Here is a 25,448-nt window from a genome sequence, read left to right as displayed (position 1 = left end):
CGGCGGGCTTTTTCTTCATGCCCGCGATTTCGGTATATCGGCATAGATGTGGCATGCGAGTCTCTGGCGTGGACTGCCCCCGCTCTAGTAGACAAACCCCAGCCTCACTCCCGGGCGCGCTCAAACGCCTCGGGGCTGACTCCGCCCAGGTGGCTGTGGCGACGCGACCGGTTGTAGAACACTTCGATGTAGTCAAAGACATCGGCCCGAGCCATCTCCCGGGTCTTGTAGATACGTTTGCGGATACGCTCTTTTTTCAGGCTGCTAAAGAACGATTCCATGACCGCATTGTCCCAGCAGTTCCCTCTGCGGCTCATGCTCGGTAGCAGTCCATGGGTTTTGCAAAATCGCTTGAAGTCATCACTGCCGTATTGGCTCCCTTGATCGGAATGAATCGCCCCGGGTTTTGAGGAGGCTCAACACTCTGAGAGGATTGAGTCATGAGCAAGTCGAACAAGTTCTCACCCGAGGAGCGTGAGCGTGCGGTGAGGATGGTGCAGGAGCACCGAGGGGAGTACCCGTCGCTGTGGGCGGCCATCGAGTCCATCGCACCGAAGATTGGATGTGTGCCGCAGACCTTGAACGAATGGGTCAAGTGTGCCGAAGTCGACACCGGCGTGCGCGAAGGCGTCACGACCAGTGAGGCCCAGCGGATGAAGGAACTGGAGCGAAAGGTCAAGGAACTGCGCCGGGCCAATGAGATATTGAAGCTGGCCAGCGCGTTTTTCGCGCAGGCGGAGACGGGCCGCCGGCTCAAGTCCTGAAGGACTTCATCGACAAACATCGCGATGCCTTCGGGGTCGAGCCGCTCTGCAAGGTCTTGCAGGTCGCCCCGTCGGCATATCGAAGGCATGCGGCGCTGCTGCGCGAGCCCCACAAGCGCTGTGCCCGGGCTCATCGCGACGAGATGCTGATGCCACAGATTGAACGTGTCTGGCAGGCCAACATGCAGGTCTACGGCGCCGACAAGGTGTGGCGGCAACTGGCACGCGAAGGTGTTGTCGTGGCCCGCTGTACGGTCGAGCGATTGATGCGCAGGCTCGGACTGCGTGGCGTGATGCGCGGCAAGGTCGTGCGCACCACGGTCGGCGATGCGAAGGCGCCATGCCCGTTGGACCGGGTGAACCGGCAGTTCCGTGCCGAGCGGCCCAACCAGTTGTGGGTCAGCGACTTCACGTACGTCTCGACCTGGCAGGGCTGGCTGTACGTGGCCTTCGTCATCGATGTGTTTGCCAGGCGCATCGTCGGCTGGCGGGTGAGCAGCTCAATGCGAACGGACTTCGTACTTGATGCGCTGGAGCAAGCTCTCTACGCCCGGCAGCCTGAACGCGATGGAAGCCTGGTCTGTCACTCCGACAGGGGCTCGCAGTACGTCAGCATTCGCTACACCGAACGACTGGCAGAAGCGGGCATCGAACCGTCAGTGGGAAGCAAGGGCGACAGCTATGACAACGCCTTGGCCGAGACCATAAACGGACTCTACAAGGCCGAACTCATTCATCGCCGAGCACCCTGGAAAACCAAGGAGACCGTGGAGTTCGCAACGCTCGAATGGGTGTCGTGATTCAACCACCATCGCCTGCTCGAACCCATCGGGTATATCCCGCCAGCAGAAGCCGAGGCAAACTACTACCGGCAACTCGCCAGCCATAACACCGAGGTGGTGGCCTGACTTAAACCAAACAGCCTCCGCGAATCCCGGGGCGATTCAGACCTTACTCGAGAATCCGCTTTACCGCGACGCATCTGCCGTAGAAGTCAGTCTTTTGTGGGTAAGCCAGACTCCCAACATAGACATTAAAGTGACCAGCGCACTCAAGAGCGGGCCGCCCAGCGCTGGCACCGGCTCAATCGTGGTGGGAGTTCCCGATTTGAGCACATTGGTGACCTTGAAGGTTGCCATTGCGCCCTTTGCTGGAACCAGCACCGGGTTCGTTTCATACACCGGCTTGTCCCAGGTATAGCCGGAAGGGCTGTTAGCGGCCAAGGTCTCGCTGATCTGGCAGCTAGCGCCAGACGGCAGATTGTCCATCGTTACGCTGTTGCTCGCACCATTGGCGATCTCAACCTCCGTGTCGAATTTGCCATCAACACCGCAGTCAATGGCGAAGGCAAACTTACCGCTTGTCTTCTGTACCACTGCGTCCGGGCCAGAGATCAGCTTTGTCAACGTCAGGCTTGCGGCCTGTCGCTTGAGCGGGTTGTTGGCTCCTACGGTTACTGAGCCGCCAGCACTAGGAATCACTATGGAGTCAGGGCTGATAACAGGGGCATCCCACTCATAGCCTGTGGGTGCAGTGGCCTTACTGGTTTCGCTGACCTGGCAGGTAGCTCCAGCAGGTAAACCGCTGATGGTTACACTGCCACTTGCACCATTGATAATCGCTACCGTGGTATTGAACACGCCGTCAGCACCGCAGTTGACAGCAAACGCGAAGCTGCCATTGACGGCCTTGATTCCCGCATCTGGTCCAGTGATGCGCTTGGTGATGGTCAAGCCCGCCACGTTGCGCTCAAGGGGGTTGGTAGCTTTGAACGTAACCGTACCACCCACGCCAGGAATGACAACAGGATTCGTCTCGAAGACGGGTGCCAACCATTGGTATCCAGCAGGGGCATCTGCTTTCTTCGTTTCACTGACCACGCAAGTTGCACCGGTGGGGATGCCACTGATCGTGTTGCTGTTGCTGGCTCCGTTGGCTATTACCACGCTTGTAGAAAAGCTACCATCGGTCCCGCAGTTGAGAGCGAACTCAAAGCTGCCGTTGACCTTGGCCACTGCTGCGGCTGTGCCGGTCACCACCTTGGTGAGTGCGAGGCTTGCGGTCTGCCTATTAAGAGTGTTGGTCACGGGAACCTCGCGGGGCGTTTGAGGACCCAATGGATCTGTGGAGTTGACGATAGTAGGCGACCCCACCCACTCGTAACCAGGAGGGGCTAGAGGAGGGGTGTCTTCTGTGACCGTGCAGGCCTCGGTATCGTAGAACGTCAGTGGCGCGCTGGTACCGCTGCTCGCCCCCGCTGGCACCATGATGGACCAAGACTGCGAAGGTTGCACACCACAGGTCACATTGCCCGTAAAAGTCATCGGCGCTGGCAGTCCCGCTGCTTCAAGACCTGTCACCAGCTTTTTGACCGTGATGGCCGATTGGGTGTTGGCAATCTGGACGTTCACATCGGTCTTGTTAGTCGCCATGATTGGATCGAACAAGCCAGGAGGTAAAGTTGCCAGGGCTTCATTCTTGTAGGTGCCAGGTATCACCCCGGCTTTACCCTTAATGGTGAACTTGATCTCACCTAATTGCCCAATCGATTTGATGGTGCTGCTCAGTGTGCGGGTTGCCGAGTCGTAATCAACGCTCGCGCCGCATTCGGTACGAGGATGAGGTAAAGGAGGGGCCGACTCCTTGATCATTTCGCATGCGGCACTTTCGTACTCAAAAATACTGGGCAGCGGGTCGGAGAACAACACATTGGGCGCTGCACCCAGGCCAGCGTTGGATACCACCACCGTGTAGGTCATAGGCTCGCCTGCCTTCACAAAGATAGGGGTTACAGTCTTAGTGATACCTACGTCTGCGCAGATGATCGGCATGGATACAGAGGCCGATTTGCCCAACCTCCCATTGGGCGGTGTGACTTGGGTGAAGTTAGTGATCGTTCCGCTAGCGCTGGAGCAACTAGCGGCACTCAGCTCCTCCAGCGTTACCCGGTAGCGCAAGATGATCTTTCCCTGCACAGGAAGCTTGGGAATGGTGGTTCCGGATTTGACCAAATAGTTGAAGGAAGACAGTGACTGAGAATCCCATGCTGCAAACTGGCTATCTGCAGGACATTGAGCACCGCCTTCAGCGACGCACCCGTCATATGCGATCTTGGCCTTCAAGTTTTGCGCGAACCCGGAGGTGTGCATATAGTCATGCCACTGAGCGCCATCTACTGCATCTGGCCCAGGATTGGTGATGACCACTTCATACGTGAAGGGTACGCCTGGCTGCGGAGAGGCCGTACTTTGGGTTTTGGTCACCCGGATATCCGGGCAAGCAGAGGTCGCGGGTACGGACATATTTACGTAGCCGGTTTCTTTACCCGTAAAGCCGGTACTACCGGGCGGCGCTTGGATGCTCGCGGAGTTGCGGAAAGTACTCGCAGCCAATCCGCAGAATGCGCTAGGAGTCAATACCGCATCGTAAACAACAGTGATCTTGCCACCTACCGGAAATTTGGGGATTGCAACATTGAACAGATCACCATCGTTTAGGACGTTTCCACTGCTTCCGCTAGTAGCTCCCCCGCGATCGACGGTGGGAAAACTGCTATCTAGCGGACATTCCGCACCGTTTTCAGCTATGCAGGATGGTACATAGTGCGCTTTCAGATTGGCATATTGGGCGCTGCCACTAACTGAATTAGTCCAATCACGCAGCTTAGCGCCATCTGCAGCCACCAAACCATTGTTGACAACGGTAACAGTGTAGCGAATGGTATCGCCGTAGGTGTAGGCGTAGCTGGTGCCCAAACCAATGGGGATGATCGTTCCATCGGGTAAAACCTTGGCCTGAGTCTTGGTCAAGTCATAGTTCCACGCAGGAGTGGGTGGGCAGGCGTCAGTGCCGGGCACGGAAACGTTTGCAGTAGAAGATGCAGTGCCAAACTGATTAGTAATACCATTGGGCGGCGTGATTGTTGCAACATTGCTAAGGTTCGCCGTCGTCAAGCCACATTGCGCACTAGGTGTGATGGAGGCGCTATAGACAACGGTGACGCTGCTGCCCGATGGCAACTTAGGTACGGAAGTGTTGAACAAACTACGCTGGTAATTGTTGGTAGCCCCAGTAAAACTAGTAAAGGCCCCAGCGGCTGGACACTGAGCGCCGCCAGTTGCGCTGCACGACTCATAGTTAATGTCAACACTAGCACGATAACCGGCGTTGGTACCGGTTACTGAGGTTCCCAGGTAATCACGAAATATTGCACCGTCCGCTGCCGCATTTCCTTCATTTTTGAGCGTGATAGTGTAGATGGTCGTCCCACCCACCGTAGACTGTGTCTTGTTGACAATCAGCTTTGCATCGGTGATCAGCGTAGTGTTGACTGTGCTGGCGTTAGTTTCTGGATGTGTCTCCGTCAGGCCCGCAGGCGGTGTGAGGTTGACGGTGCTGGAGACGGACGTGGGGCTGGGCACGCCATAGTTACCAGTAATGGTGATTTCCACTGCACCTTGATTCGGAAAATTAGGAATATTGCCGCTGATTTGCGTATTGGTAGCGACCAGATTTGCTCCGCTGGGGCATTGGGCTCCGCCGGTAGCAGCCGTACATGTGGCACTTACTCCAGTGGCGCCCGTGGGCAGAGTGTCTATGAAGGTTGCACCGTCCGCCCCTCCAAGTCCATTGTTGGAGAGCTTTACCACATAGGTGAACTGCGCGCCAGCTGCTGAGGTCGTCGGCCCCGCATTGTTAGCAACCAAATCTGCGGACTGTGCCCAGCTCAATGCTGGTGTGGAAGCTAGAAGCAAGCTCGCACATAAGAGCTTGATTTTGTTAGGTGAGTTGTTTCTGGTAGCCCTAATAACGGCAAATCGATCAACAAACACATTACCTCCATGATGGTTAGTTGTTGTGCCGATATTTTCATTAAAAATATGTATTAGTGAGATTTTTTTTACATGTCTGAGTGGATTAAATATTGTTGTGAATCTAATCAAAAATAATTTAAATTTAGCAAAGTTTCAATGAGTTCAAATGTCTCGAAATTACAACAAAGGCGCTTATTAGTCGTCATGTTGATTTCCACGCAAACCTGACCCGGGGCAGTCCAGCTGAGATCTTCTGCTTATCTCCACTTCTATCGCCACTGGCGATGACCTCCCCTTGGGAGCAGTTTCCACACTTGTCGGCTAGCTCAGATTTCCGGGGCCACCCCTGGCAAAGTAGTCATTCAGGTATCTATCAATCGCCGTGCTCGATATACTATCCTCTTCTTGTTTTTAGAAAGATAGAAATGGCTACTTTGAAGGAGATCGATGCCCAGTTGGATGCTCTGCTAGCACAACGTGAAGAGATTCGGAAAAACGAGTTAAAGAGCGTAATTGGTAAAATTCGCTCGCTGGTCGTTGAATATGGCTTGAGCAGCGCAGATGTTTTTCCGCCGACCCGTCACCGTTTAGCTACGACCAGAACTAAAGTCGCCGCCAAATATCGCGACCCTGTATCAGGATCAACATGGACTGGCAGGGGAAAAGCACCTAAATGGATCGAGGGACAGGATCGGGAGAAGTTTGCAATCAAGGAATGAATTTAATAAAGGCAACCTGCTTCGGCAGGCTTTTTAAAGTATGCAATAGAGAGGCTTTGTTGCACTACAGAGACTTCCCATAAAAGCAAGCGCTGATGGTTTTCTTTTTGATAGACCTGAATGCCGTGGTGTTCAAGAGGCGTAAAACGAGGAACAGACTGCACATCTACAGACGAGGTTGTGCACCTGGTGTGCGCCCCAAGAAACAAACCGCGCAGCAGGGCTCCTTTCAAATCCCGTGATGTTTTGCGACTCACAGTGCATCAATCGAGCTCGCCTGCTGCTGGTCTGACCTGTTCATTGCATCTTTGATTTCACGTATGGCAAGTTCAGAGAATTTTTAAGCCAAGACCGCTAATGGCCTTGAGCTAATGTGGCTCGCTTCATAGCGGCGCTGGTGTGTCATTAGTGCCCAAAGGATTCGCGCATTTTTGTTGGCCAAGGCCACGACGGCCTTTTGCCATCCAGCGCGCTGCCTCAGGGATATGGCCCACTGCGAGATGGGGTCTAGGTTGTAGTTACCGGTGAGCACGGCGTTGTTGCACAACTCCAGCTCTGCAGTGCGGTAGGCTCGCCAGATGAGTGAATCGAGCTGGGGGCGCAAGCGTTACCGCACCACAAACTGGAAGAGCGAACCACGGTAACTTTACTTTTGTCAATTGTTGAATTTTGACGTAGCTCAAAGACTGGATAATCCGCATCCGCTCAACTACCTCTTAGCGATTGAGAGTTTGCCTTCTAAAATTTGGAGGTGAGTATGCAGCCGGAAATTTTTGTTAAATCGCCATCAAAATCAACACCCTACACCATTGTTCTGGAGAAGGGTGCAACCCTCATTGGCAGAGCAAAAGAATGCGGAATCTGCTTGGATGATCTCAGCATCAGCCGTGATCATGGTGCATTCGTTTACCACCTGGGCGTCTTGGTGATTGAGGACCACAGCAGTACGAATGGCACGTTTGTCAACGGCATTCGGGTCAAGCGTCAGGTGCTGTACTCAGGCGACGCGGTGAAGGTTGGTGAGTTCGATATTGCAATCAAGATCGGATCGGACTTTGGTGAAGAGTTACTGCGCGCTGCCTAATTCTGTACAGCATTACCAGGCTAGTGTCCCCCTCTGAAGTAGACAGCAAGCGCAAGAACTACACAGACCGCCGAGAGCCCGATAGCAAGGCCAAGTGTGCTCAGCCCCATTTGCAAGCGTCTTTTCATGTTTGCCCCCATGCCTATGTAACTATCATCTGTTGAATGTCACGTTTTTATAGGTGAAAACGACTACTCGAATAGTAGATCTCGCAACTATGCATTCCCACAAGGCCAGCCAAGTGCTGGCCTTTTCTTTTGGAGCAAGCCATGACCAATATCAATGTGCGGCTATCAGCGCAGTTTGCCTGGTGGATGGTCCCGGCTGTGTACCTGGTGGGCTTCGCCTGCTGGCTGGCTGGTCAACCTCCGAATCTGGGAGCTATCGACTGGCTGGTGAGCAAGGCGCTCCGGGTTGACGTGCGCGAGGCCTGATGAAATTCACTCCATGCAATGTTGACCGCGCAACGGTCTATGACGTGGACACCAAAGCAGCTCAAGCAGGTGCTCATGGTGAACACAGAGACTAGATCGGTAGTGGTTGCCAAGCAGCCGCTGCGACTGAATCACAAGGGTTCGGTAGATCGGGAGACCATCCACTTCAATGCAATTCACCCTATCTATGGCGGAGGCATCAAGCCCTGCCTGTTCCACTGCTGCGGGAGAAAGCCATGAGCGGAACCATGAAGCAAGGCCAATCGCCAAATTCCCAGGCGCTGCTGCGAGCGATCTATGCAACCAAGCCAGAGGCGATCACGCCTGCTGTGCTCAGCATGTCTTCCTGCATTTCCTCATGAGGTGAGCCATGACCCTGCAGATTCAACTAGCGATAGCGGCCCTGGTGGCCGCCTTGTCATTTGGCGGTGGCTGGATAGTCAACGGCTGGGGTGGCGCATCGAAAGTGGCCGACTGCAAGACCGAGCAGGCCCAGGGTGTAGCCACCCGCGCCGAAGCCGCCCGAGCCGATGAATCCAACACTGCAAAACTGGAGAGCAAACATGCACAAAACACGATCTATAACGCTGACAAGCTGGCCAGCCTCAAGACTGGCATTGCTGTTGATGTGCGCGGCGAGCTTGAGCGCGCTCACCGGCTGCAGCTCAGCGCCGACAGTCGAGCCGCCACTTATCGCGCGCAAGCCGAATCCGACGCCATTGCCTGCAGCGCTCTTGCAGATAAAGCCTCAGCCCTCGATCGCCAGCTTGCAGAAGGCATCGGAGTGGTCGCGGAACTCGGAGGCGCTCTTAAGCAGCGAGACGCTGAAGTAGCAGCGCTGTGCGACCAGGTGAACATCGAGTGCGGATTGAACGCTGATGTGGGCGATCGGGCCTGCTGCTCCAAATAGAACGAGCCTTCCCGGCGCTACAGCGCTGGGAATAACGTAGCGCTACCCTTGTCTAAATTCTTGATTCACGTCAAAATATTTAGTATCAAGTTACTACAAATGAAAAAGGACGATGCGATGAAGAAAGCAATCTCTGGCCTCCTGTTTGCGTTCTGCTTGATGATTCCCGGCCTATCGATGGCCGCTTTCGTATCTGGCCCAGTAACTTACGAATTCAGCTCGATCTATTCAGGCACATCGAAAGACCTGACCTATGACGCCGACGGGTCACCCTATAGCGATTTATCGGTATTGCTGATCTGTATCGATCATGGGACAAATCCCCCCTTCACCTATGAAACCCCTGCTGCTCAATTCGATACTCAGGCGGGCGCCAGTGCCATCAAAGGCTCGTCCGGCGCAGCTGGTGAAGCAGCTATCTACTGGCTGCTCGACCAATACTACGAGGAGTACTACAAAAGCAGCGTAGAGAAGCGACGCGCCCTGCAATATGCGTTATGGGAGATTGGCAACGACTATGACGGCACTGCCGCCAGCATCGACATTGCACGAGGCTCATCTCGTCCCAGCTTAGAGGATGTCACGCAGTATGGAGGTAGCGACCAAGCAGCGTTTGTCGATGCTTACACAACTCTGTATGCGGCAATGCGAGCAAATCTACCCACTCTACGCACAACGTATCGCTCCAGTAAATACACCATGGATCTGTTCCGCAACCGCGATCCGAAATATCAACATATGGTCGCACTGATAGAGAAAGCCCCGCCCAATACCGTACCGCTTGCTGAGCCTGCTATCACGGGCACGCCCCGAGTCGGATCTCCTGTGACCGGTAGTTATACCTATGCAGACAACGACGCAGATGTCGAAGACCCAAGCGGCACGACCTATCGATTCGTCACCAGCCCCAGTCCAACCATTGCTCATTCAAACGAAGGGACCGTGGTCGCCAGCGGTTCGACAGGTGGCGACACCAAGACAGTTTCCTACACTTTGCAACCCGCAGATTTGAATCAATACCTCTATTTCTGTGTAACGCCCGCTGCGCAAACAGGCGCCACGCCGGGATTGGAGGTATGTTCTCGTGCAGCAGGACCTGCTGTAGTTTCGTCGGTAACGCCAACGCCCGTTCCTATGTTGAGCACATGGGGCCTGACCGGACTGTCTTTACTCTTAGCTGCGCTTGGTCTCATTAGAAGCCGCAGGCGCTCAGCATAGATCGCCAAGGCAAGAAAGCCTCCCAGGTGTCATTTACGCCCGGGAGGCTGTTTTTTCGTCTAGGGATTAAGCCGTGGCGGCGCTGTGGAGGTCAGTCCTGAGATCGTTGCGGAGTATGTTGTGTATTGTCACGTCTCCGTGCTTTGTGTAAACAACCTTTAACTTTCTATTCGAAGGTGCGCCCGTTTGTATTGTTCAAATATATAAGTATATTATTTCAGCCTAATACCTTTGGTTGCAACTATTTCAACGACTTGGGCGCTGCCAATCTGGGTATTCAGATCGGCCAGTCGCTTCAATTGGAGAGGATTCATGACACTATTGCGCAAAGCCCTGCCACTCGCCCTACTAGCATTGGCGGCTAACCAAGCCTTGGCCCAGACTAGCACTAACCCCTTGCAGAGCTGCACACCCACACAGGTACGCGCAACAGAGCGCTACTGGTTTGCCGGCAACAAGATCGCAATGGATTTTGGTGTGTCCGGCACTGCGCTGCCTACCATCACGGCCAGCCCAGCTACCGTGTCCAACGTGCAGGAAGGCTCCACCGTCGTAACTGATGCCAATGGCACCTTGCAGTTCTGGGTCGGTGAAGGCAGTGTCTACAACCGCAACCAGGTAGTCATGGCCAATGGCAGCGGCATCACTGGCAACCTGAGCGCTGTACAGGTGGTGGTGGCCTTTGCCGCGCCAGATGTACCGGGCAAATACTTCGTGGTCGCTACTTCGGGGGCGGCTGCTGGCATTCCTGGCACCCTGCTGTACTCGATAGTGGATATGACCGCCAATGGCGGCCTGGGCGCGGTTACCAGCAAGAACATCACCGTTCCCGGCGGCATTTCTAGCAACGAAACCCTTTCTGCCGTGCCCAACAGCGACGGCACCGGCTATTGGGTGCTGACGACCAGCTATGGCACCCGAAACCTGGTTGCGCAACTGTTTGACAGCAACGGGCCTGTGGGCGCTCCAGTGGTCTCCACATTGTCGGAAGACGTTGGCAACCTCTTTGGTAGCATCTATTTCAACAAGGATCTGACACAGTTCGCTGTTGCAACCAGTGTTCAGGGTTCAAACTCCAGCAACATCGTCCGGACCATGCGCTTCAATGCGCAAACCGGTCAGGCCACCGAAATCGCCAGCTGGCACGCAGGCACCACAGGCTCGGCGTATGCAGCCGATTTTTCGCCCAGCGGCAAATACCTGTACGTATCGAACATCTACCCGGGCCAGTTGTACCGTTATGACGTGAGCTCCGGGGATGCTGCGACGATCAAGGCCAGTGAAGAATCCGTCGGCGTTACCGGGGATATTCGGGGCGGCGGCCATGTGCGGCGTGGGCCGGATGGTGCCATGTGGATCGCTCACGAGGCAAACAACCCATCGCTCACCCGCATTGCCAATCCAGACGAAGCGCTGGTTGCCAACATTGGATTTGCACGGGGCAATATCGCATTGCCCGCGGGCGTAACCAGCCGCTGGGGCCTGCCGCAGACCGTCGCAGGCTGCCCCAAGCCGCTGGCGCCTGATGCCGTTCCCGCCGTCAGCGGACCGGCCGCCCCCTTCTATGTAGGCACCCCGCAGACACTGGCCGTCAACCTGGCCAACCAGGGCGGCAGCGGCAATGTGGCCGACGGCACGCTCACCATCAACCTGCCTGCCAATGTGCAGGCGGGCAGCGGCCTGCCAGCCGCCTGTACCGCCGTATCACCACAGCAGATCAATTGCGACCTGGCTGCCGCAGGCATGGGCCCGGTTGCCCCTGGCGCCAACCTGGGACCGCTGAGCATTCCCGTCACTGTTTCGGCCCCCGGCACCTACAACGTGGATGTGACCGTGGCGGGCGTGACCGGCGAGACCGGCGCTGCCTTGCTCAACAACACGGCCCAGACCAGCATCACCGCGCTGGCCCTGGCGCCGGACGCCGTCCCTGCCATCAGCGGGCCTGCAGCGCCCTTTGGCGTGGGCACACCCCAGGTGCTGGCGGTACAGGTCGCCAACAACGGCGCTGCTGGCGATGTGACTGATGGCACGCTTACCGTCACGCTACCCGCCAATGTGCAGGTGACCGGAGGCGCCAGCCTGCCTGCTGGCTGCACGGCGACAACGCCCCAGCAGATTGCCTGTAACCTGGCGCTTGCGGGCGGCCCGGTTGCACCCGGCGCCAGCCTGGGGCCATTGAACATCCCCGTGACCGTTTCAGCGCCTGGCACCTACAGCGTGGATGCAGTCGTAACGGGCGTGACCGGTGAGGTGGACGCTGCGCTGCTCAACAACACCGCGCAAACCAGCATCACCGCGCAGGGGTCAGTGCCGCCCGTCAATGGCGCCGCGCCCGTACCCACCCTGGGCGCCGGTGCGCTGGCAGCGCTGTCTGTCGCCCTGGGCGCATTGGCGATTGCCACGCGCCGCCGCAAGGCACAGGTAGCTGATCGCCGCTAGGAATGTGTTCACTGTCTCTCAACCTCGGGCGAGCCGTGCGCTGGCCTTTTTATGCATATCTGCAGGAGTTCGAATCGTGCCAACGATAGGAATTGTCTCGGGATGCGTAGGCTTTATGTGAGCGTGCTCTACGCCCTGACTTTGATGAAGGGGTTATGGAACCATTGGATTCGGCCTACACCCAGCAGCATCGCGGCGGGGCGTTGTTGCACAACTCCAGCTCTGCAGTGCGGTAGGCTCGCCAGATGAGTGAATCGAGCTGGGGGCGCAAGCGTTACCGCACCACAAACTGGAAGGCGTACAACGCAGCATTGAAGGCCCGAGGCGACTTGACCATCTGGCTGGACTTTGGACTGCAGTGGTTGGCCCCTTCAAGCGGCAAGCGTGGCCGCAATCGCACCTTCTCAGATACTGCTATCCAGTTTTGCCTGACCATCAAATGTCTGTTCGGCTTGCCTCTGCGGCAAACCTTGGGCTTGGTGCAGTCGTTACTCAAATTGATGGGCCTGCCTTGGGCTGCGCCCGACTACAGCACGGTGTGCCGTAGGCAAAAGAGTCAGAATGCGCTGGTGCACTACCGTCCAAGCAGCCAGGGCTTGCACATGCTTGCTGACTCCACGGGCATCAAGTTCCTGGGCGAAGGCGAGTGGAAAACCAAGAAGCATGGTGCAGAGCGGCGCCGTCAATGGCGCAAGGTGCATCTGGGTATTGATGCCGACACTATGCAGATCCGGGCCATCGTTGTGACCACCAATGAAGTCGGTGACTCGCCAGTGGGTGCCGAGTTACTGAATCAAATCCCCAGCCATGAAACTGTGGTCAGCCTTACGGGTGATGGAGCGTATGACACGCAGGACGTACATGAGGCTTGTCACAGGCGGGGAGTCATCCCCGTCATCCCGCCGCGCAAAGGAGCAAGGCTGCGCAAAGGACTGGCATTCACCCATCGCAATGAGGCAGTCAAGGCATGCAAGCGATTGGGTCGTGCCATCTGGAAACGCTGGAGCGGCTACCACCGCAGATCACTGGTGGAGACGAAGATGAATTGCTTCAAGCGCTTGGGTGAGAAGGTGATGTCCAGGACGTTTGAGCGACAAGTAGTCGAGCTCAACATTCGGGCATCCATCCTCAATCGCTTCACCGAGCTGGGCACGCCCCAGACGGTGGCCCTGGCATAACTACGTCTGGGGTTTGGGGAGGCTCAGCCTCGAACCGATTTGAATACGAAGGACTTACCGCGCACAACAAACAAGATGAGCAGGTGCAGCGCGCTGCTTCCATCAAAGGCTTGGGACCACTCACGGCATCAGCCATTGTCGCAACCGTTGGTGACTTCAAGCAGTTCAAAAATGGTGCACAGTTTGCGGCCTGGCTGGGGTTGACTCCCCGCCAACATTCCAGTGGCGGGAAATCCAACCTGGGAGGCGTTACCAAGCGCGGCGACAGTTATCTACGCTCTTTGCTGGTGCAAGGCGCAAAGGCTGCAGTGCTCACGGGCAAACACAATCAGGACCCCATCTCACAATGGGCTATTGCCCTGAGGCAGCGCAGCGGCTGGCAAAAGGCCGTCGTTGCATTGGCCAACAAGAATGCTCGTATCCTGTGGGCTCTCATGGTCCATGAGCGCCCTTACGAGGCTGCACATATCAGCACGCGCCCAACGCAACCCCTATTTGCTGGCGCATAAGCCAAACGATGGATTCAACATGCCAGACGTGAAATCAAAGATGCAATGAACAGGTCAGACCAGCAGCAAGCAAGCTCGATTGTTGCATTGTGAGTCGCAAGACATCACGGGATTTGAATGGAGCCTTGCTGCGCGGTTTGTTTCTTGGGGCGCACATCTGTGCTGAACCCCGTCTGTAGATGTGCAGTCTGTTCCTCGTTTTACGCGCTTTGATCGTCTTGACTGACGGGACATGCCTGTTTGTCAAAAGAATTCCGGCCAGTGCTTGCATTCATGGGAAGTCCCTGTAATGCAACAAAGCCGAACTGCAGTGGTGACTAAACTCAAATCCATTTCGAAGTCTTCGCTTGATGACCTAGGTGCGGGAAATCTTGTAATTAATGATGTTCATAGCCAACAGTAGAGAATTGGCTAATGAAAATGAGTTCAAATTAATTCTGATTAAGAAGTGAAGACTATCCAGTTCTCACGAATTTCTTTTATTTAAGCTTGGATGAAATGAATTTCTGCATGGTATCAGGATTGGCTTGATATTCTGTTCTCAGCTGTGTTGGAGATTTTTTCCAATATTTTTTAAATTCCGTGGAAAAATTGGCCGGATTAGGATAGCCTACCTCCATCGCCACTTTCGCAATGTTCAATGTGCTTTGACCGAGCAGTAAAGCGGCTCTGTGCATTCGTTCCTGTCGGATGAATTCAAATGCTGATATGTGATTGAAAGCCTCGAAAACTGCATTTAGGCGGTGCAGTGATATTTTGAGGTGGAGGGCGATGTCTGTGCTTTTTAAAGATGGTTCTTGAATATGATTAAATATATATTCGATTGCCACCTGCTTCAGTGCTAGATTAACCGATGATGAGCTCTGTGAATTGCTGTCATTGACAAGAGGGTCATTGACATCAATTGAGCTCGTTTTCGATGTATTTTTGCTTTGAGAAATTTCTAGGTGAATTCGGATCCTTTCCAATACCTCTTCAAGATGAAATGGTTTCCCGATATAGTCTACGCCTCCTGCTCTTAGGCCTTCTAGTCGCTCATCCTTTTCTGCCATGGCAGAAAGAAAAATAATGGGGATATGCTGGGTGAGGGGATTTTTCTTCAGCAGACGGGCAATCATAATCCCATTTCGCCCGGGCATGCGAACATCCAATAGAATTAAGTCGGGAATAAGTATGCTTGCTCGCGCATATCCTTGATCACCATTAAGAGCTACGCTTACACGGTATGACGTATTTCGCAGAGCAGAAATCAAAAGACGAAGCTGATCCGGGTCATCATCTACTATCAGTATATGAGGTGCGGGATAATTATTGTTCTCGCTGTTTGTTTCTGGCACGGTTTTTCCATAATTTTAAAAAATGGTGATCTTTATATGTATCTTATGGAGATTTTTGCGTAACTTATTTTATGATCAATTAAATTTATAGAGAAGTCTTGTGCATCTCGCTTGTTGTTTTCATGTAACGTTTTTGAAAAAAAACATACAAATTTAAATTAACCAAAAATATTTTAAATTAACCAAATAAATGGCCGGGGTAGGTGATATAAAAAATGTACTGACAGTCTTGGAGATTGATTCCTCCTTTTCGCAATTGGCTTTTATATAGAAATGCAATAGAAGATCTATTGTTTATCAGTCTATATCGATTCTAATTTTGGATAGCTTTTTTATATCGGAGGTGTTTGTGAAGTATTTGTCTACAGCGGCATTACGTTCGGTTGGTTTGAATAGGGCGCTGGTTCTTTCATCCGCAGTTATGGGCCTAGGTGCAGTCAGCGGCGCGCAGGCAGCCCAACTTGTGTGCGGGCCAGCCAGTTCGCCATTGCGTATTACTACCGCGAAAGCCACTTGGTCTACGGATGCGCGCTACGTGAGCGCCCCTGCGGGGAGCCCCGCTGCGATCGTTGATGATTACCAATGGAGTGGCTGGTTTAACAAGACGACTGCTGTACATGGAGCCAGCGCGGGTTCTTTGAACGGTCAGCCCTATGCCGGTGACTGGCTGTCCTTTGGCGATTCGAGTTTCACTGTCGGTCAGACCAACGCGGGTAATACCACGTCGGGCTCTTATGCGACGGGTACTCAGCCCTATCCGGCAGTGATCACTGATGGCGATACCGCCAACGGCGCACTGGTGTCTCATCGTGTGTCCTACACCTACAACGAGCCGATCACCATCGGCTCCAACGTCAATCTTTCGACCATCAAGATTCAAGGGTCAGGCGGCCTTGATGACAACGCATTATTCGTGGTGCGGCCTGCAACCACTCCATCGGGTGCAACCAACTGGATCCAGACTCAGAATGCCGGCTCTGGCTGGGGTGCCCTGCAGACGCTGTCGATCAATGGCGGGGCCAATGGTCTGGGTTTTTACTATGGTGACAACACCATTAGTTTTGCGGTGGAGAACGCCTTCCATGCATCGACGACCAGTTCAGGAAACCCAACGGGGCTAACCGCTGATTTCACCATCACGGCAGATTGCTTGGATACGCCACCGCCGCCCACAGCCAGCCTGATGTGCCCCGCTGGTAACGTGGCTGGTGATATCGTTCGTGTTGGCCCATTCACCACCAACGCTCGTGATTGGAAGTGGCTCTGGCGCACCAATGCGGCAGGTAATGCGCTGGAGAATGTTGAGCAGCCCTTGTTTGATAGTTACTTGTACCGCAGTTACTTCAATCCCGCCACATTGCCGGCTGGCCAAGAAACCACCGCCCGCTGGATCAGCCCTGGCACAACCGATCCGAGCGCAGGCGATATCCCAGGGGTTCCATATCCAGCGGCTACTGGTCAGGCGAAAGCGGGTTACCACGCCTCTGTATTTGTGATGAATCAGCCTATTACTGTGGGCAACAACGTTGATCTGGCTTCCATCAAGCTGGATGGACGATTTGGGTTTGACGACTACGGTAATTCCGTTTTTGTGCAGCCTGCGAGTGGAGCGCCGGTTTTCGACAACTCTGGCCTATATATGCCTAATGGGTATGGCTCGTTCCAGACCGCCACGACACCTGCTATTCCAGGTTTCGCGCGTGGCCAGAACACCATTGGGTTGATGCTGGACGGGCTGCAATCTACTAATGATTGCGCCGGGGGGACATGCGCGATGGCTGCCATTGCTGACTTCTATGTGACGGCAGCGTGCACAGGTGAGGCCCCGGCTCTTCCTTCGGACCAGACCATTACTTTCCCTGCGCAGACCAGCCCGCGCAAGGTGGCTGATGGAGTGTTCGCCCTTAGCCCGATTGCCACCGCCAGCTCGACGCTACCCGTTACTTACACCAGCCTGACGCCTGATGTGTGCACGGTATCAGGCACCACGGTTACTCCGGTGGCCGTTGGTGAGTGTCAGATTGCAGCTGACCAGGCTGGTGGCACGGTTGGTACGACTGTTTATAACGCCGCAGCGCGTGTAGTGCGAAGCGTGATGTTGCAAAACGCTCCAGTTGCCTCCTCTGCAACCCCTGTGCCAGCGCTGGGAGCTGTCGGTCTGGGTTTGCTGGGCCTGCTGAGCGCTGGCCTCGGTGGCTTTGCACTGCGCCGCCGTCAGCGGTCTTGATGGAATAAGGCTTAGTGAAAAAGGGAGTTGCAAGATCAAGCAATTCCCTTTTTTGGGCAAAGCGCCTACAGCGCTAAACCTTAGCCGCAAAGAGCTTTCTTCCCTTATCCATTTGTTTTCTTGTTGTGGGCGATGGGCTTTCTTCGACTTGGCTAGCCTCTGTGCTTTGTCGAGAACTTTCCATTACAACATCACAAGGTAGCTTCTATGACATCGCATGTTTGCGCTCTTTCTGAGTTCTTTATTTGGCTGCGTCAATCTGCCAAAAACATCGGCGGCGTGTTGCGGACGCTGACCATGCTGGCAGCAGTAGCGCCGGTTTTAGCCATGGCAGCGTCATGTGATGACAGAATGTTTCTGTCGCAAAATGGGCCGACGCAGCTTAGTAGCATCTCCACAGCTACCACTCCGTTGACATTCTCGCCCATCGGAGGAACTGTGGCTGGCAGAACATACAACGCCTTGGCGTATTCACCGAATACTTGCATGCTGTATGCAATATCTAGCACAAACAGCCTGCTGACAATTGATCCAGCCACTGGGGCCGTTATTGGTGAGAGCGCTGTCACCCATGACGACTATCCCGACTTCTTCGTCCTGGGGACTCTCGACTACAACGCCGGCACCGTGGGCAGCGATGGCATGTATTACGTCAGGTCGTCTGGTTATGGCAACATGATCTATGTCATCGACACGATAAAAAGAACCGCCACATGGATCTTCCTCGACAATCCATTAATTTCTATTTCTGACATGGCCTGGGTGGGCGGCCCGACGGGCGGACTGTACGCGGTTGACGACGATGGGCAGCTCTATTCCATTGGATTGGATGGCCACGTCACCCCCATTGGTACATCCGATCCCACGGGCGGCGTGCTAGGCGCGCAATTTGGAGGCACCAATGGGCTGTTTGGATCTGCCAACGATGGCAGCGGGTTCTACAAGATCGATCTCACCACAGGCAAGAAGACGCTGATATCCGGAGCCCCAGGATCGAGCACTAATGACGGCGCCAACAATCCGCATGCACCCATTACATTTCCCGCAGACCTGAGCATCGCCAAGACCAACAATCAGAGCATCTACACGCCGGGGACCGATGTAACCTACACCATTCAGGTCACTAACAACGGGCCCTTCGCAGCGCAGAGCGCAAAGATTGTGGATGCCTTGCCTAGTGGCATCACCACTGCTAGCTGGTCTTGCACAGCCTCAAACGGTGGAACTTGCACCGCCAGTGGCACGGGAGGCATCTCCGACACCATCGACTTACCTAAGGGTGCTGTCGCAATCTATACGCTGACCATGAGCGTACCGAGTGGTCTTACCGGGAACCTTGCAAACATTGCTACTGTGGCGTTTGGCGATGCAAGTACCGGTGCCAGCGTTATTAATACAGACCCGGTACCTAACAACAACTCCGCTACAGACACTGATACCCCGAAGGTGCCAACAACTCCTGGTGGTGTGGGAGCAACGCCTGTCCCTACGTTAGGCGAATGGACCTCGATGGTGCTTTCTGCAGTGCTGGCCGGATTTGTCGCGTTACGACTGCGCGGCGTTTGCAGAAGCAAATTTATTAGGGCTGCTGCTTAGCCGGACTTGCTTTAGCGCTGTTTGGTTGGGCAGTATCCCAAGGCGCCAGTTGCGTTGGGGCACTGATTCTTTTTGTGGCCGGTTTTGTATGCATTGCAGGATAAAAGGTAGTGCTGCTGCGGATCGTACTGGCTAAGAAAGAGTTGCTGAGTGTTTAGTTTTTCATGTTTTCAGCCTACGAGAGCAGAACTATGCCGTTAAGTCTGTCATCCATTTGTTCATCAAAATCCGCTACCTTGCAGCGTGGTGTGCTGCGAAGAGAACTGCGTTCTTTCAGAAAGAACACATTGGCCCTTGCATTGGGTGTGGCACTCGCAGGCGGTGCAAATGCCGCAGGAATCACATGGACTGGGGCGGATTCAGCGGACTTTGGAGCCTCGAACAATTGGAATCCTGCCCACACAGGACCAAATTTCAATGACTCCGTGTATATCAACGGTGCAGGAACTCCACCGCTCCTGGAAGGTTCTGCGGCCATGAACTGGCTCAACTTCAGCGGTGAGTTGCTGGTAGGAAATGGCAGCGGTACCACGGGCAGCCTTGGCGTCAAAGTCGATCCTGCGCAGGACCGATTGAATATGTCAATTTACAGCGCACTCGGCGGTTTGGAGCCATTGGTGCGTGTTGGCGATCAAGGAGGAGTCGGTGCGGTAGATATTGACTTAATGGTTCAGCCCCTGAATCCTCAGGTATACCCGCGAGTTTTTATCACTTCCGCAGGGCTGGGTGTCGGAACAGAGGGTACGGGTGTCTTGACTGCAAAAGGTGCGGGTATTGTCTCCAATCCGCTCACCGGCGATGACCCTAATCTGGTTGGATTCTTACAGGTTCCACGGAATGGAGTTGTTGGCCGAGGTCAGGGGGGTAAAGGAACATTGAATCTGGATGGTGCAGGGCTGGCTTATGCGTACTCTCCGGCGAACCCTTCGGACACGATCGATAGCGTTCCCAGTCTCGCTATTGGAGTAAGTGGGGGCATTGGAAAGGTCGATATTCTTCACGGAGGCAAGCTGGGGGCTGCTGATGGCTCCGAGGCCGACCCAACTTTCTCTGCATTGACGCGTGGCTTTATTGGCAAAGACGGGGGCATTGGTGTCGTCACTTTGCACGACCCTGCGGCTGGCGCTCGTAACATTGCACACTTTTCCAATGGTTTGGCGGTGGGATCCGCAGGCGGGCAGGGCAACCTGGACGTATTGGGCGCTGGTAAGGTTTCGGTAAGCCATGGGGCGGTATCCTCGGCTTGTCGGAATGCAGCACAAGCGCCGGCGTCATTACAAATTGGCGGTTCAGGTGTGGGTTTGGTCAAACTAAGCGGCGTTGGTGCGGATCTGTTCGTGAATGGCAACTATGTCATGGACACAAGCCAGTCGCAGAGCTCGCAGCTTGATATTCACGACTATCACATTGGGAAGATTCAGATCGGCGGTAATGGAAAACTGGTGGCAGGTGAGCAAGCTTCGGTCAAGGTCGGGACTGCACAAATCTGGAATTTTCAAGGAGGGTATGGTGGCGGCATTCCGCTTACGTACGGGACCTACGGTATCGGACCTGTCAATGTTGAAGGAGGCGGGTCGGTCTATTACGGCTCCGAGACCTCAACCCCTACGGCACCCGGCAGCATTGATGCTTCGCTCATATTTCTGTCTGACTCCGTGAGTGGGCTGTACTTGAACCACACCGGAAATCTCAGCTTCAATGTTCCATTGAAAGGGATGGGGCAATTGGTGCAGCAAGCTGGTACGACGAGCATGGCACAGCCAAGCCCGCTACCTGCTTTTCCTGTGAACAGCGGTTGCGCTCCTGCTATCGAGCACCCCAGCGATCAGCTGGCCTTTACGGGCCCGGTAGAGGTTCGAGGTGGCACCTTGGTATTGCCGGCAAACGATGTACTGAGCAATGCACAGTCCTTCACGGTGACGGGCGGAACCTTGATGCAAGGCGGCACGGATCAGACCTTGAACCAGGTGACTTTGAGTGCCAACGGCATCTTGCAGCTGACCGACAACGGCCAGAGTACCAGCGATATGAGCAAGGCGAGTAACTGGAGCGGTGGCGGAACCGTAATGCTCGACACGGTGCTAGGTGCTTGCGGTAGCGCGAGTGACAAGCTGGTCATCACCGGTGCCATTTCAGGTGAGACCCGGCTAAAGATCAGCAATGCGAACGGACCCGGTGCAGCAACCAGTGGTTGTGACGGCATTCTCGTCGTGGACGCGTCGGCAGCTAGCGGTGCAGGCACATTTGTGCTTGATGGCGGTCCCATTGCCCAAGGTGGATACCAGTATCAATTGGTGAGGGCGGGCAATGGCAACTGGTATCTCAAATCCACTGAAACTCCGGGGACGATCGTCATCCAGCAGACGGTGACTCCCCCGGGAGGTACCCCAGCATTTAGCGGCAACATTCCCTTCACGCTGAATTGCACGACACCCAGCTACCAATACAGTGGCAACATCACGGTGACCAACAATACGGGCACGTCAAGCCCCATCACCGTCGCGGCCGGTAGTCAGTGCTCCGTTGTCCAAGGCACGGCCATGCCTAGTGTGACAGGATACAAGTGGGAAGCGCCTGCCTACGGCCCTGCGGGCACCCCCATGCCGGTCGGCGGGTCACAGACGCTCACGATGCACAACAATTTGATCAAGGTCGGCAGCACTGGAGGGAATGGCGGCACCAACCCGGACAATGTGACGCCGGTCCCCACGCTGGGTGCCGCAGGACTGGGAGCACTCGTGGGCCTGATGGTGGCTGCAGCGGGATTTATGGGCCGTCGGCGCGAACAGGCTTGACCCCTGGCAGGTAAAGGTACATGAACACGCTTTCCATGCCATCTCTCCCTATGTTCTATCGCGGGCTGCAGTCGCTGGAGCCCAAGCGACACTGGGGCTTTGGCGTGCGAGGCGTGTCGAATTTCAGTGCAGTGGCCAAAGCGAATGCCGTGCCCCTGGGGATTAGCGAATTCGCATTGGCCGCGCGCAGCTATCCGATCGTTTTCGGGCCTGCGGTGAGCGCAGGAATTCCCGTGGCGGTGACTGCATTGGTGGAGGGGCAAAACCTATTCGTGGATGCCGATGGCCAGTGGTTGCCCGAGACCTATATCCCGGGCTATTTACGCCGCTATCCGTTCTGGATGCGTGTGGACGACGAGGGGCGTAGTGCCAGCTTTTTCTTCGATCCGTATGCGGAAAAAATTGTGCCCCTCGAGTGCGATGCCACGGCACGGCCTTTATTCGACTTCCGGGGGCAGCCCAACACTGCGCTCGGCGAGATCGTGAACTTCTGCCGACAGTGTCTGCAGGATGAGCAGATGACGCAGCGCTTCATGGCGGCCCTGGAGCGTGAACGCTTGCTGGTGCAACGACAGGCACACATCGAACTTGCGCCTGGGCAGTACTACGAACTCGGCGGCTTTCGTGTGGTGGACATGGATGCTTACCACCGGCTACCCGATGCCACACTTGCCGACTGGGTGCGGCAGGGCTACGCGGCGCTAATCGCGGTGCACCAATGGTCGATGACGCACAATTGGCAGCACCTGCTAGCGCTGCATCAGCAGCAGACGTCATCACCGCTGACACAGACGGAGCCTGCATGAGTGCATTCTCAATCTCACTGCAGCAACCCATGCAACCTGTGCAGAAAGCGCTGCAGGGCGGTCCGGTGCGCGTGGAAACCAGCAACTTCGTGGTGCGCAGTCTCACGGCAGCCGATGTGACGCCCGGATTTGCGCGATGGTTCGACGACGCGCTGATGCTGCAGGGCCTCAACCTGCCCGCGCTGCATTTTTCCGTGGAAGGGCTCAGGGCCTTTGTTGCCAGCTTCAACAATCTGGACAATTACTTTATCGGTGTGCTGGACAAGCGCAGCCAAAACCTCCAGGGGTTCTACAATTTTTCGGTCAATCGCACGCACCGCGTGGCCACGCTCACCATGGGCATGGCGCCTCATACGCAGATGGCACGGCAGATATTATGGGAGGTCTCGGAGCCACTGTTCGACGAGATGTTCTCTCGCTCCGACATCGAGAAGATTTCCGCGCGTGTGCTGGCTAGCAACCGCAGGGTACTTTTTGCCTTGGCCAACAACGAGCACTTCGTACCAGAGGCCCTCTTGCGGCAGGAGTGCCTTGGCGTGAATGGCAAGCGCCTGGATGTGCTCGCCATTGCATGCTTCAAGGATCCAGCACTACGTCCGCCTAAACGCCCGCTTCGGCGTCCAGAAGGCATCGCTTCGGCAAGCCATGCATCCGATGCCTGATCGACTAATTGGCGGATTCGCAAGCCTGCAGGAGGCCGCCGCGTACGCGGCATGCTTTCCCGATCGGGGCATGACTTTCTTCGATGGAGTCGGTCAGCAGCATGTGTTCCTTAGCTATGCACGGCTATGGCAGATGGCCCGGCAGTTGGCAGAATATTTGCGGCGCAGCAAGCCCTTGCCGGCGGGTGCGAGGATTGGTCTCATTGCACAGACTGGACCGGACTTCATAGCGCATTTCTTGGCCTGTCAGCTTCTGGGCTGGATACCGTGCCCGCTCCCTTTGCCATTTGCGCTGCAAGGCAACGCGCGCTACCAACGGGTGCTGCAGGGTATGCTGGATGCGGCTGGCATGTCGCTTTTGATGGCACCTCAGTCGATGCTTGCATTGTTGAAGATGGATGCCCTGCAGACACTCTTTCCATGTCTAGCGTATGAGGCGGCAATTGAAGCCATTGAGGGGCTCACTGATCAGATATATGAATTTCCATCTGTAGCGCCGTCTCCACGTGACATTGCTTACGTGCAGTTTTCCTCGGGATCTACGGCGCAACCCAAGGGAATCGCTATTTCCCATCGTGCGTTGATGATAAATATTGACGACATTCTGCGTGCCGGCATGCAGTTGCACACATCCGACCGGGCATTCTCGTGGTTGCCTTTCTATCACGACATGGGGCTGGTTGGCATGCTGCTGGCACCACTATGCGCTCAGGTCTGTGTGGATTACCTTGCCCCGTCAGCTTTCGTGCGCAGGCCATATCTTTGGCCGCGACTGATGGGGCGCCGGGCCAGCACCATCACCTATGCCCCCGCTTTCGGATACGCGCTCGCGGCCAGTCGCTCTGCCGTCGAGGATGATGCTTCCCTCAATTTGCAGTTCTTACGCGTTGCTGGAGTCGGGGGGGACCGGATCATCCCGTCTCAATTGCAGGCCTTTGCTCTCCGGTATGCCAAAGCAGGCTTTCATTCCGATGCGTTCAGGCCCAGCTACGGACTCGCGGAAGCGACTCTCGCCGTAACTGTGTGCGATCTTCCGTGGGCTCAGGCACACAGACATTTCCTTGTGGACTATGCGGGCCTGGTGACATATGCAGAGGCTGGGAAGGGCGATGTAGCTCGGGAATTCGTCAATTGCGGCAAGCCCCTGCCTAGCTGGGAAGTGTTGGTGCGAGATGCACATGGTGAGTCGCTTCCTCACGGCGCCATGGGTGATGTCGTGGTCCGCGGCTCTGCACAGATGTCTGGCACCTTCGAGCAGGGCCATCTGCAACTCGTGGAGCCCGCCGATGGAGTTGCCACGGGTGATGTAGGTTTTCTCAGCGTAGATGGAGACTTGTTCATCACTGGCCGCCGCAAGGACGTCATGATCGTGCGAGGTAGGAACGTCTGGCCACAGGACGTCGAGCAGGCCGTTGCGGAGATTCTTAACTCACAGGTGGACGATATTTTGTTGTTCCAGGATCAGGAGGCACCGCCGGAATCAGACCTGTTTCTGCTGGTGCACGAGAAGGCCGTGCGCCAATCTGCTCAGCAAAATGCGCATGAGGCCATCGCTTCGAGGGCTGCAAGTTTGTTGGGTGCTATTCCTGTAGTGCATGTGGTCACCAATGGCAGTATTGAGCGGACCTCGTCTGGGAAAAAAGCCCGAGCTGCTACGCGCGAACAATTCTTAAACGGGACGATTATGAAGTTGCCAGCATTGTTTCACTGAAGATTACGAACTATGAGCCAAGATTCCTTAGAAATCACCCGTCGGCTGATTGCAGAAACCCTGCTGATTCCACAGAGCGACATCCATGTGGATAGCGAAATAGCACAGCTAAAAAACATCGACAGTCTGTCGTTTGAGATGATCATTGTCGCTATCGAAACCGAGACTGGAAAGCTTATCGAACCCATGCACATGTTCGATCTCCGGACGGTGGGTGACCTTGCAAAGTTGCTGTGAGCGATGGA

The 25,448-nt window shown here is 55.2% G+C and carries 16 protein-coding genes, 4 pseudogenes and 1 other annotated feature; of the genes and pseudogenes, 16 read left to right on the top strand and 4 right to left on the bottom strand.

The genetic code is table 11. The features are described from left to right. Window positions 1–104: 104 nt before the first annotated feature. Window positions 105–395, bottom strand: a pseudogene (locus LAD35_RS13020) (IS3 family transposase); the annotation flags it as partial. 45 nt (window positions 396–440) lie between these two features. On the opposite strand from LAD35_RS13020, the pseudogene LAD35_RS13015 reads away from it, so the two are divergent. Further along, window positions 441–1,672, top strand: a pseudogene (locus LAD35_RS13015) (IS3 family transposase). Next, window positions 719–835: a sequence feature (AL1L pseudoknot), on the top strand. It overlaps the preceding pseudogene by 117 nt. A 60-nt stretch (window positions 1,673–1,732) precedes the next feature. Here the strand turns inward: LAD35_RS13015 and LAD35_RS13010 are convergent. Beyond that, window positions 1,733–5,596 carry a DUF5979 domain-containing protein gene (locus tag LAD35_RS13010; protein ID WP_224149472.1) on the bottom strand — a complete coding sequence of 1,288 codons (3,864 nt, stop codon included), beginning with the start codon at window positions 5,594–5,596 and terminating at the stop codon, window positions 1,733–1,735. Window positions 5,597–6,003: 407 nt separating this feature from the next. Between LAD35_RS13010 and LAD35_RS13005 the strand changes: the two genes are divergently transcribed. After that, window positions 6,004–6,297 carry an H-NS histone family protein gene (locus LAD35_RS13005; protein WP_224149471.1) on the top strand — a complete coding sequence of 98 codons (294 nt, stop codon included), beginning with the start codon at window positions 6,004–6,006 and terminating at the stop codon, window positions 6,295–6,297. 340 nt (window positions 6,298–6,637) lie between these two features. Here LAD35_RS13005 and LAD35_RS22470 read toward each other — a convergent pair. Continuing rightward, window positions 6,638–6,805, bottom strand: a pseudogene (locus LAD35_RS22470) (IS110 family transposase); the annotation flags it as partial. A gap of 249 nt (window positions 6,806–7,054) precedes the next feature. On the opposite strand from LAD35_RS22470, the gene LAD35_RS12995 reads away from it, so the two are divergent. The 7 genes and pseudogenes from LAD35_RS12995 to LAD35_RS12965 form a co-directional block, all read left to right on the top strand. After that, entirely contained in the window at window positions 7,055–7,381 is a 327-nt protein-coding gene (locus LAD35_RS12995) for an FHA domain-containing protein (RefSeq protein WP_224149470.1), read from the top strand. 269 nt (window positions 7,382–7,650) lie between these two features. Continuing rightward, entirely contained in the window at window positions 7,651–7,815 is a 165-nt protein-coding gene (locus LAD35_RS12990) for a hypothetical protein (protein ID WP_224149469.1), read from the top strand. Window positions 7,816–8,185: 370 nt separating this feature from the next. Beyond that, entirely contained in the window at window positions 8,186–8,725 is a 540-nt protein-coding gene (locus LAD35_RS12985; RefSeq protein ID WP_224149468.1) for a hypothetical protein, read from the top strand. A 99-nt stretch (window positions 8,726–8,824) separates the two neighbouring features. After that, on the top strand, window positions 8,825–9,943 hold the full coding sequence (locus LAD35_RS12980; protein ID WP_224149467.1) for a hypothetical protein: 1,119 nt from the start codon (window positions 8,825–8,827) through the stop codon (window positions 9,941–9,943). 396 nt (window positions 9,944–10,339) lie between these two features. Next, window positions 10,340–12,382: an IPTL-CTERM sorting domain-containing protein gene (locus tag LAD35_RS12975; RefSeq protein WP_224149466.1), complete on the top strand. Its 2,043-nt coding sequence runs from the start codon at window positions 10,340–10,342 to the stop codon at window positions 12,380–12,382. Between the two features lie 245 nt (window positions 12,383–12,627). Then, window positions 12,628–13,560 (top strand): IS5 family transposase, encoded by a 933-nt coding sequence (locus LAD35_RS12970; RefSeq protein WP_224149465.1) that lies wholly within the window; start codon window positions 12,628–12,630, stop codon window positions 13,558–13,560. A gap of 47 nt (window positions 13,561–13,607) precedes the next feature. Continuing rightward, window positions 13,608–14,069 (top strand): annotated as a pseudogene (locus LAD35_RS12965) (IS110 family transposase); the annotation flags it as partial. A gap of 479 nt (window positions 14,070–14,548) precedes the next feature. On the opposite strand, the gene LAD35_RS12960 reads toward LAD35_RS12965, so the two are convergent. Continuing rightward, on the bottom strand, window positions 14,549–15,406 hold the full coding sequence (locus tag LAD35_RS12960) for a response regulator transcription factor (protein ID WP_224149464.1): 858 nt from the start codon (window positions 15,404–15,406) through the stop codon (window positions 14,549–14,551). A gap of 319 nt (window positions 15,407–15,725) precedes the next feature. Here LAD35_RS12960 and LAD35_RS12955 point away from each other — a divergent pair, with 319 nt between their 5' ends. From LAD35_RS12955 to LAD35_RS12925, 7 genes are all read left to right on the top strand, one after another. Next, window positions 15,726–17,633, top strand: coding sequence for a hypothetical protein (locus tag LAD35_RS12955; RefSeq protein WP_224149463.1), 1,908 nt, complete (start codon window positions 15,726–15,728; stop codon window positions 17,631–17,633). A 207-nt stretch (window positions 17,634–17,840) separates the two neighbouring features. Further along, window positions 17,841–19,229: a DUF6923 family protein gene (locus LAD35_RS12950; RefSeq protein WP_224149462.1), complete on the top strand. Its 1,389-nt coding sequence runs from the start codon at window positions 17,841–17,843 to the stop codon at window positions 19,227–19,229. A gap of 476 nt (window positions 19,230–19,705) precedes the next feature. Next, window positions 19,706–22,024 (top strand): IPTL-CTERM sorting domain-containing protein, encoded by a 2,319-nt coding sequence (locus LAD35_RS12945; protein ID WP_224149461.1) that lies wholly within the window; start codon window positions 19,706–19,708, stop codon window positions 22,022–22,024. A 20-nt stretch (window positions 22,025–22,044) separates the two neighbouring features. Continuing rightward, window positions 22,045–22,830, top strand: coding sequence for a SapC family protein (locus LAD35_RS12940; RefSeq protein ID WP_224149460.1), 786 nt, complete (start codon window positions 22,045–22,047; stop codon window positions 22,828–22,830). Next, window positions 22,827–23,492 (top strand): hypothetical protein, encoded by a 666-nt coding sequence (locus LAD35_RS12935; RefSeq protein ID WP_224149459.1) that lies wholly within the window; start codon window positions 22,827–22,829, stop codon window positions 23,490–23,492. Before LAD35_RS12940 ends, LAD35_RS12935 begins: the two co-directional genes overlap by 4 nt. Continuing rightward, window positions 23,386–25,203 carry an AMP-binding protein gene (locus LAD35_RS12930; protein ID WP_317986746.1) on the top strand — a complete coding sequence of 606 codons (1,818 nt, stop codon included), beginning with the start codon at window positions 23,386–23,388 and terminating at the stop codon, window positions 25,201–25,203. The genes LAD35_RS12935 and LAD35_RS12930 overlap by 107 nt, the downstream gene beginning before the upstream one ends. Before the next feature lie 12 nt (window positions 25,204–25,215). After that, the gene (locus LAD35_RS12925) at window positions 25,216–25,440 is read left to right on the top strand and encodes an acyl carrier protein (protein ID WP_224149458.1); all 225 of its coding nucleotides are present in this window, start codon (window positions 25,216–25,218) and stop codon (window positions 25,438–25,440) included. Window positions 25,441–25,448: the final 8 nt, after the last annotated feature.

It is taken from the genome of Comamonas odontotermitis, from assembly GCF_020080045.1.
Classification (GTDB): Bacteria; Pseudomonadota; Gammaproteobacteria; order Burkholderiales; family Burkholderiaceae_C; genus Comamonas; species Comamonas odontotermitis.
Note: the sequence above shows the minus strand (reverse complement) of the source record. Positions and strands in the feature narration are given on the sequence as shown.

Excerpts from the sequence above, each read along its gene's own strand:
- LAD35_RS13005 (WP_224149471.1), top strand. The coding sequence starts at position 6,004 with ATGGCTACTTTGAAGGAGATCGATGCCCAGTTGGATGCTCTGCTAGCA.
- LAD35_RS12995 (WP_224149470.1), top strand. The coding sequence starts at position 7,055 with ATGCAGCCGGAAATTTTTGTTAAATCGCCATCAAAATCAACACCCTAC.
- LAD35_RS12990 (WP_224149469.1), top strand. The coding sequence starts at position 7,651 with ATGACCAATATCAATGTGCGGCTATCAGCGCAGTTTGCCTGGTGGATG.
- LAD35_RS12985 (WP_224149468.1), top strand. The coding sequence starts at position 8,186 with ATGACCCTGCAGATTCAACTAGCGATAGCGGCCCTGGTGGCCGCCTTG.
- LAD35_RS12980 (WP_224149467.1), top strand. The coding sequence starts at position 8,825 with ATGAAAAAGGACGATGCGATGAAGAAAGCAATCTCTGGCCTCCTGTTT.
- LAD35_RS12970 (WP_224149465.1), top strand. The coding sequence starts at position 12,628 with ATGAGTGAATCGAGCTGGGGGCGCAAGCGTTACCGCACCACAAACTGG.
- LAD35_RS12950 (WP_224149462.1), top strand. The coding sequence starts at position 17,841 with ATGACATCGCATGTTTGCGCTCTTTCTGAGTTCTTTATTTGGCTGCGT.
- LAD35_RS12945 (WP_224149461.1), top strand. The coding sequence starts at position 19,706 with ATGAACTGGCTCAACTTCAGCGGTGAGTTGCTGGTAGGAAATGGCAGC.
- LAD35_RS12940 (WP_224149460.1), top strand. The coding sequence starts at position 22,045 with ATGAACACGCTTTCCATGCCATCTCTCCCTATGTTCTATCGCGGGCTG.
- LAD35_RS12935 (WP_224149459.1), top strand. The coding sequence starts at position 22,827 with ATGAGTGCATTCTCAATCTCACTGCAGCAACCCATGCAACCTGTGCAG.
- LAD35_RS12930 (WP_317986746.1), top strand. The coding sequence starts at position 23,386 with ATGTGCTCGCCATTGCATGCTTCAAGGATCCAGCACTACGTCCGCCTA.
- LAD35_RS12925 (WP_224149458.1), top strand. The coding sequence starts at position 25,216 with ATGAGCCAAGATTCCTTAGAAATCACCCGTCGGCTGATTGCAGAAACC.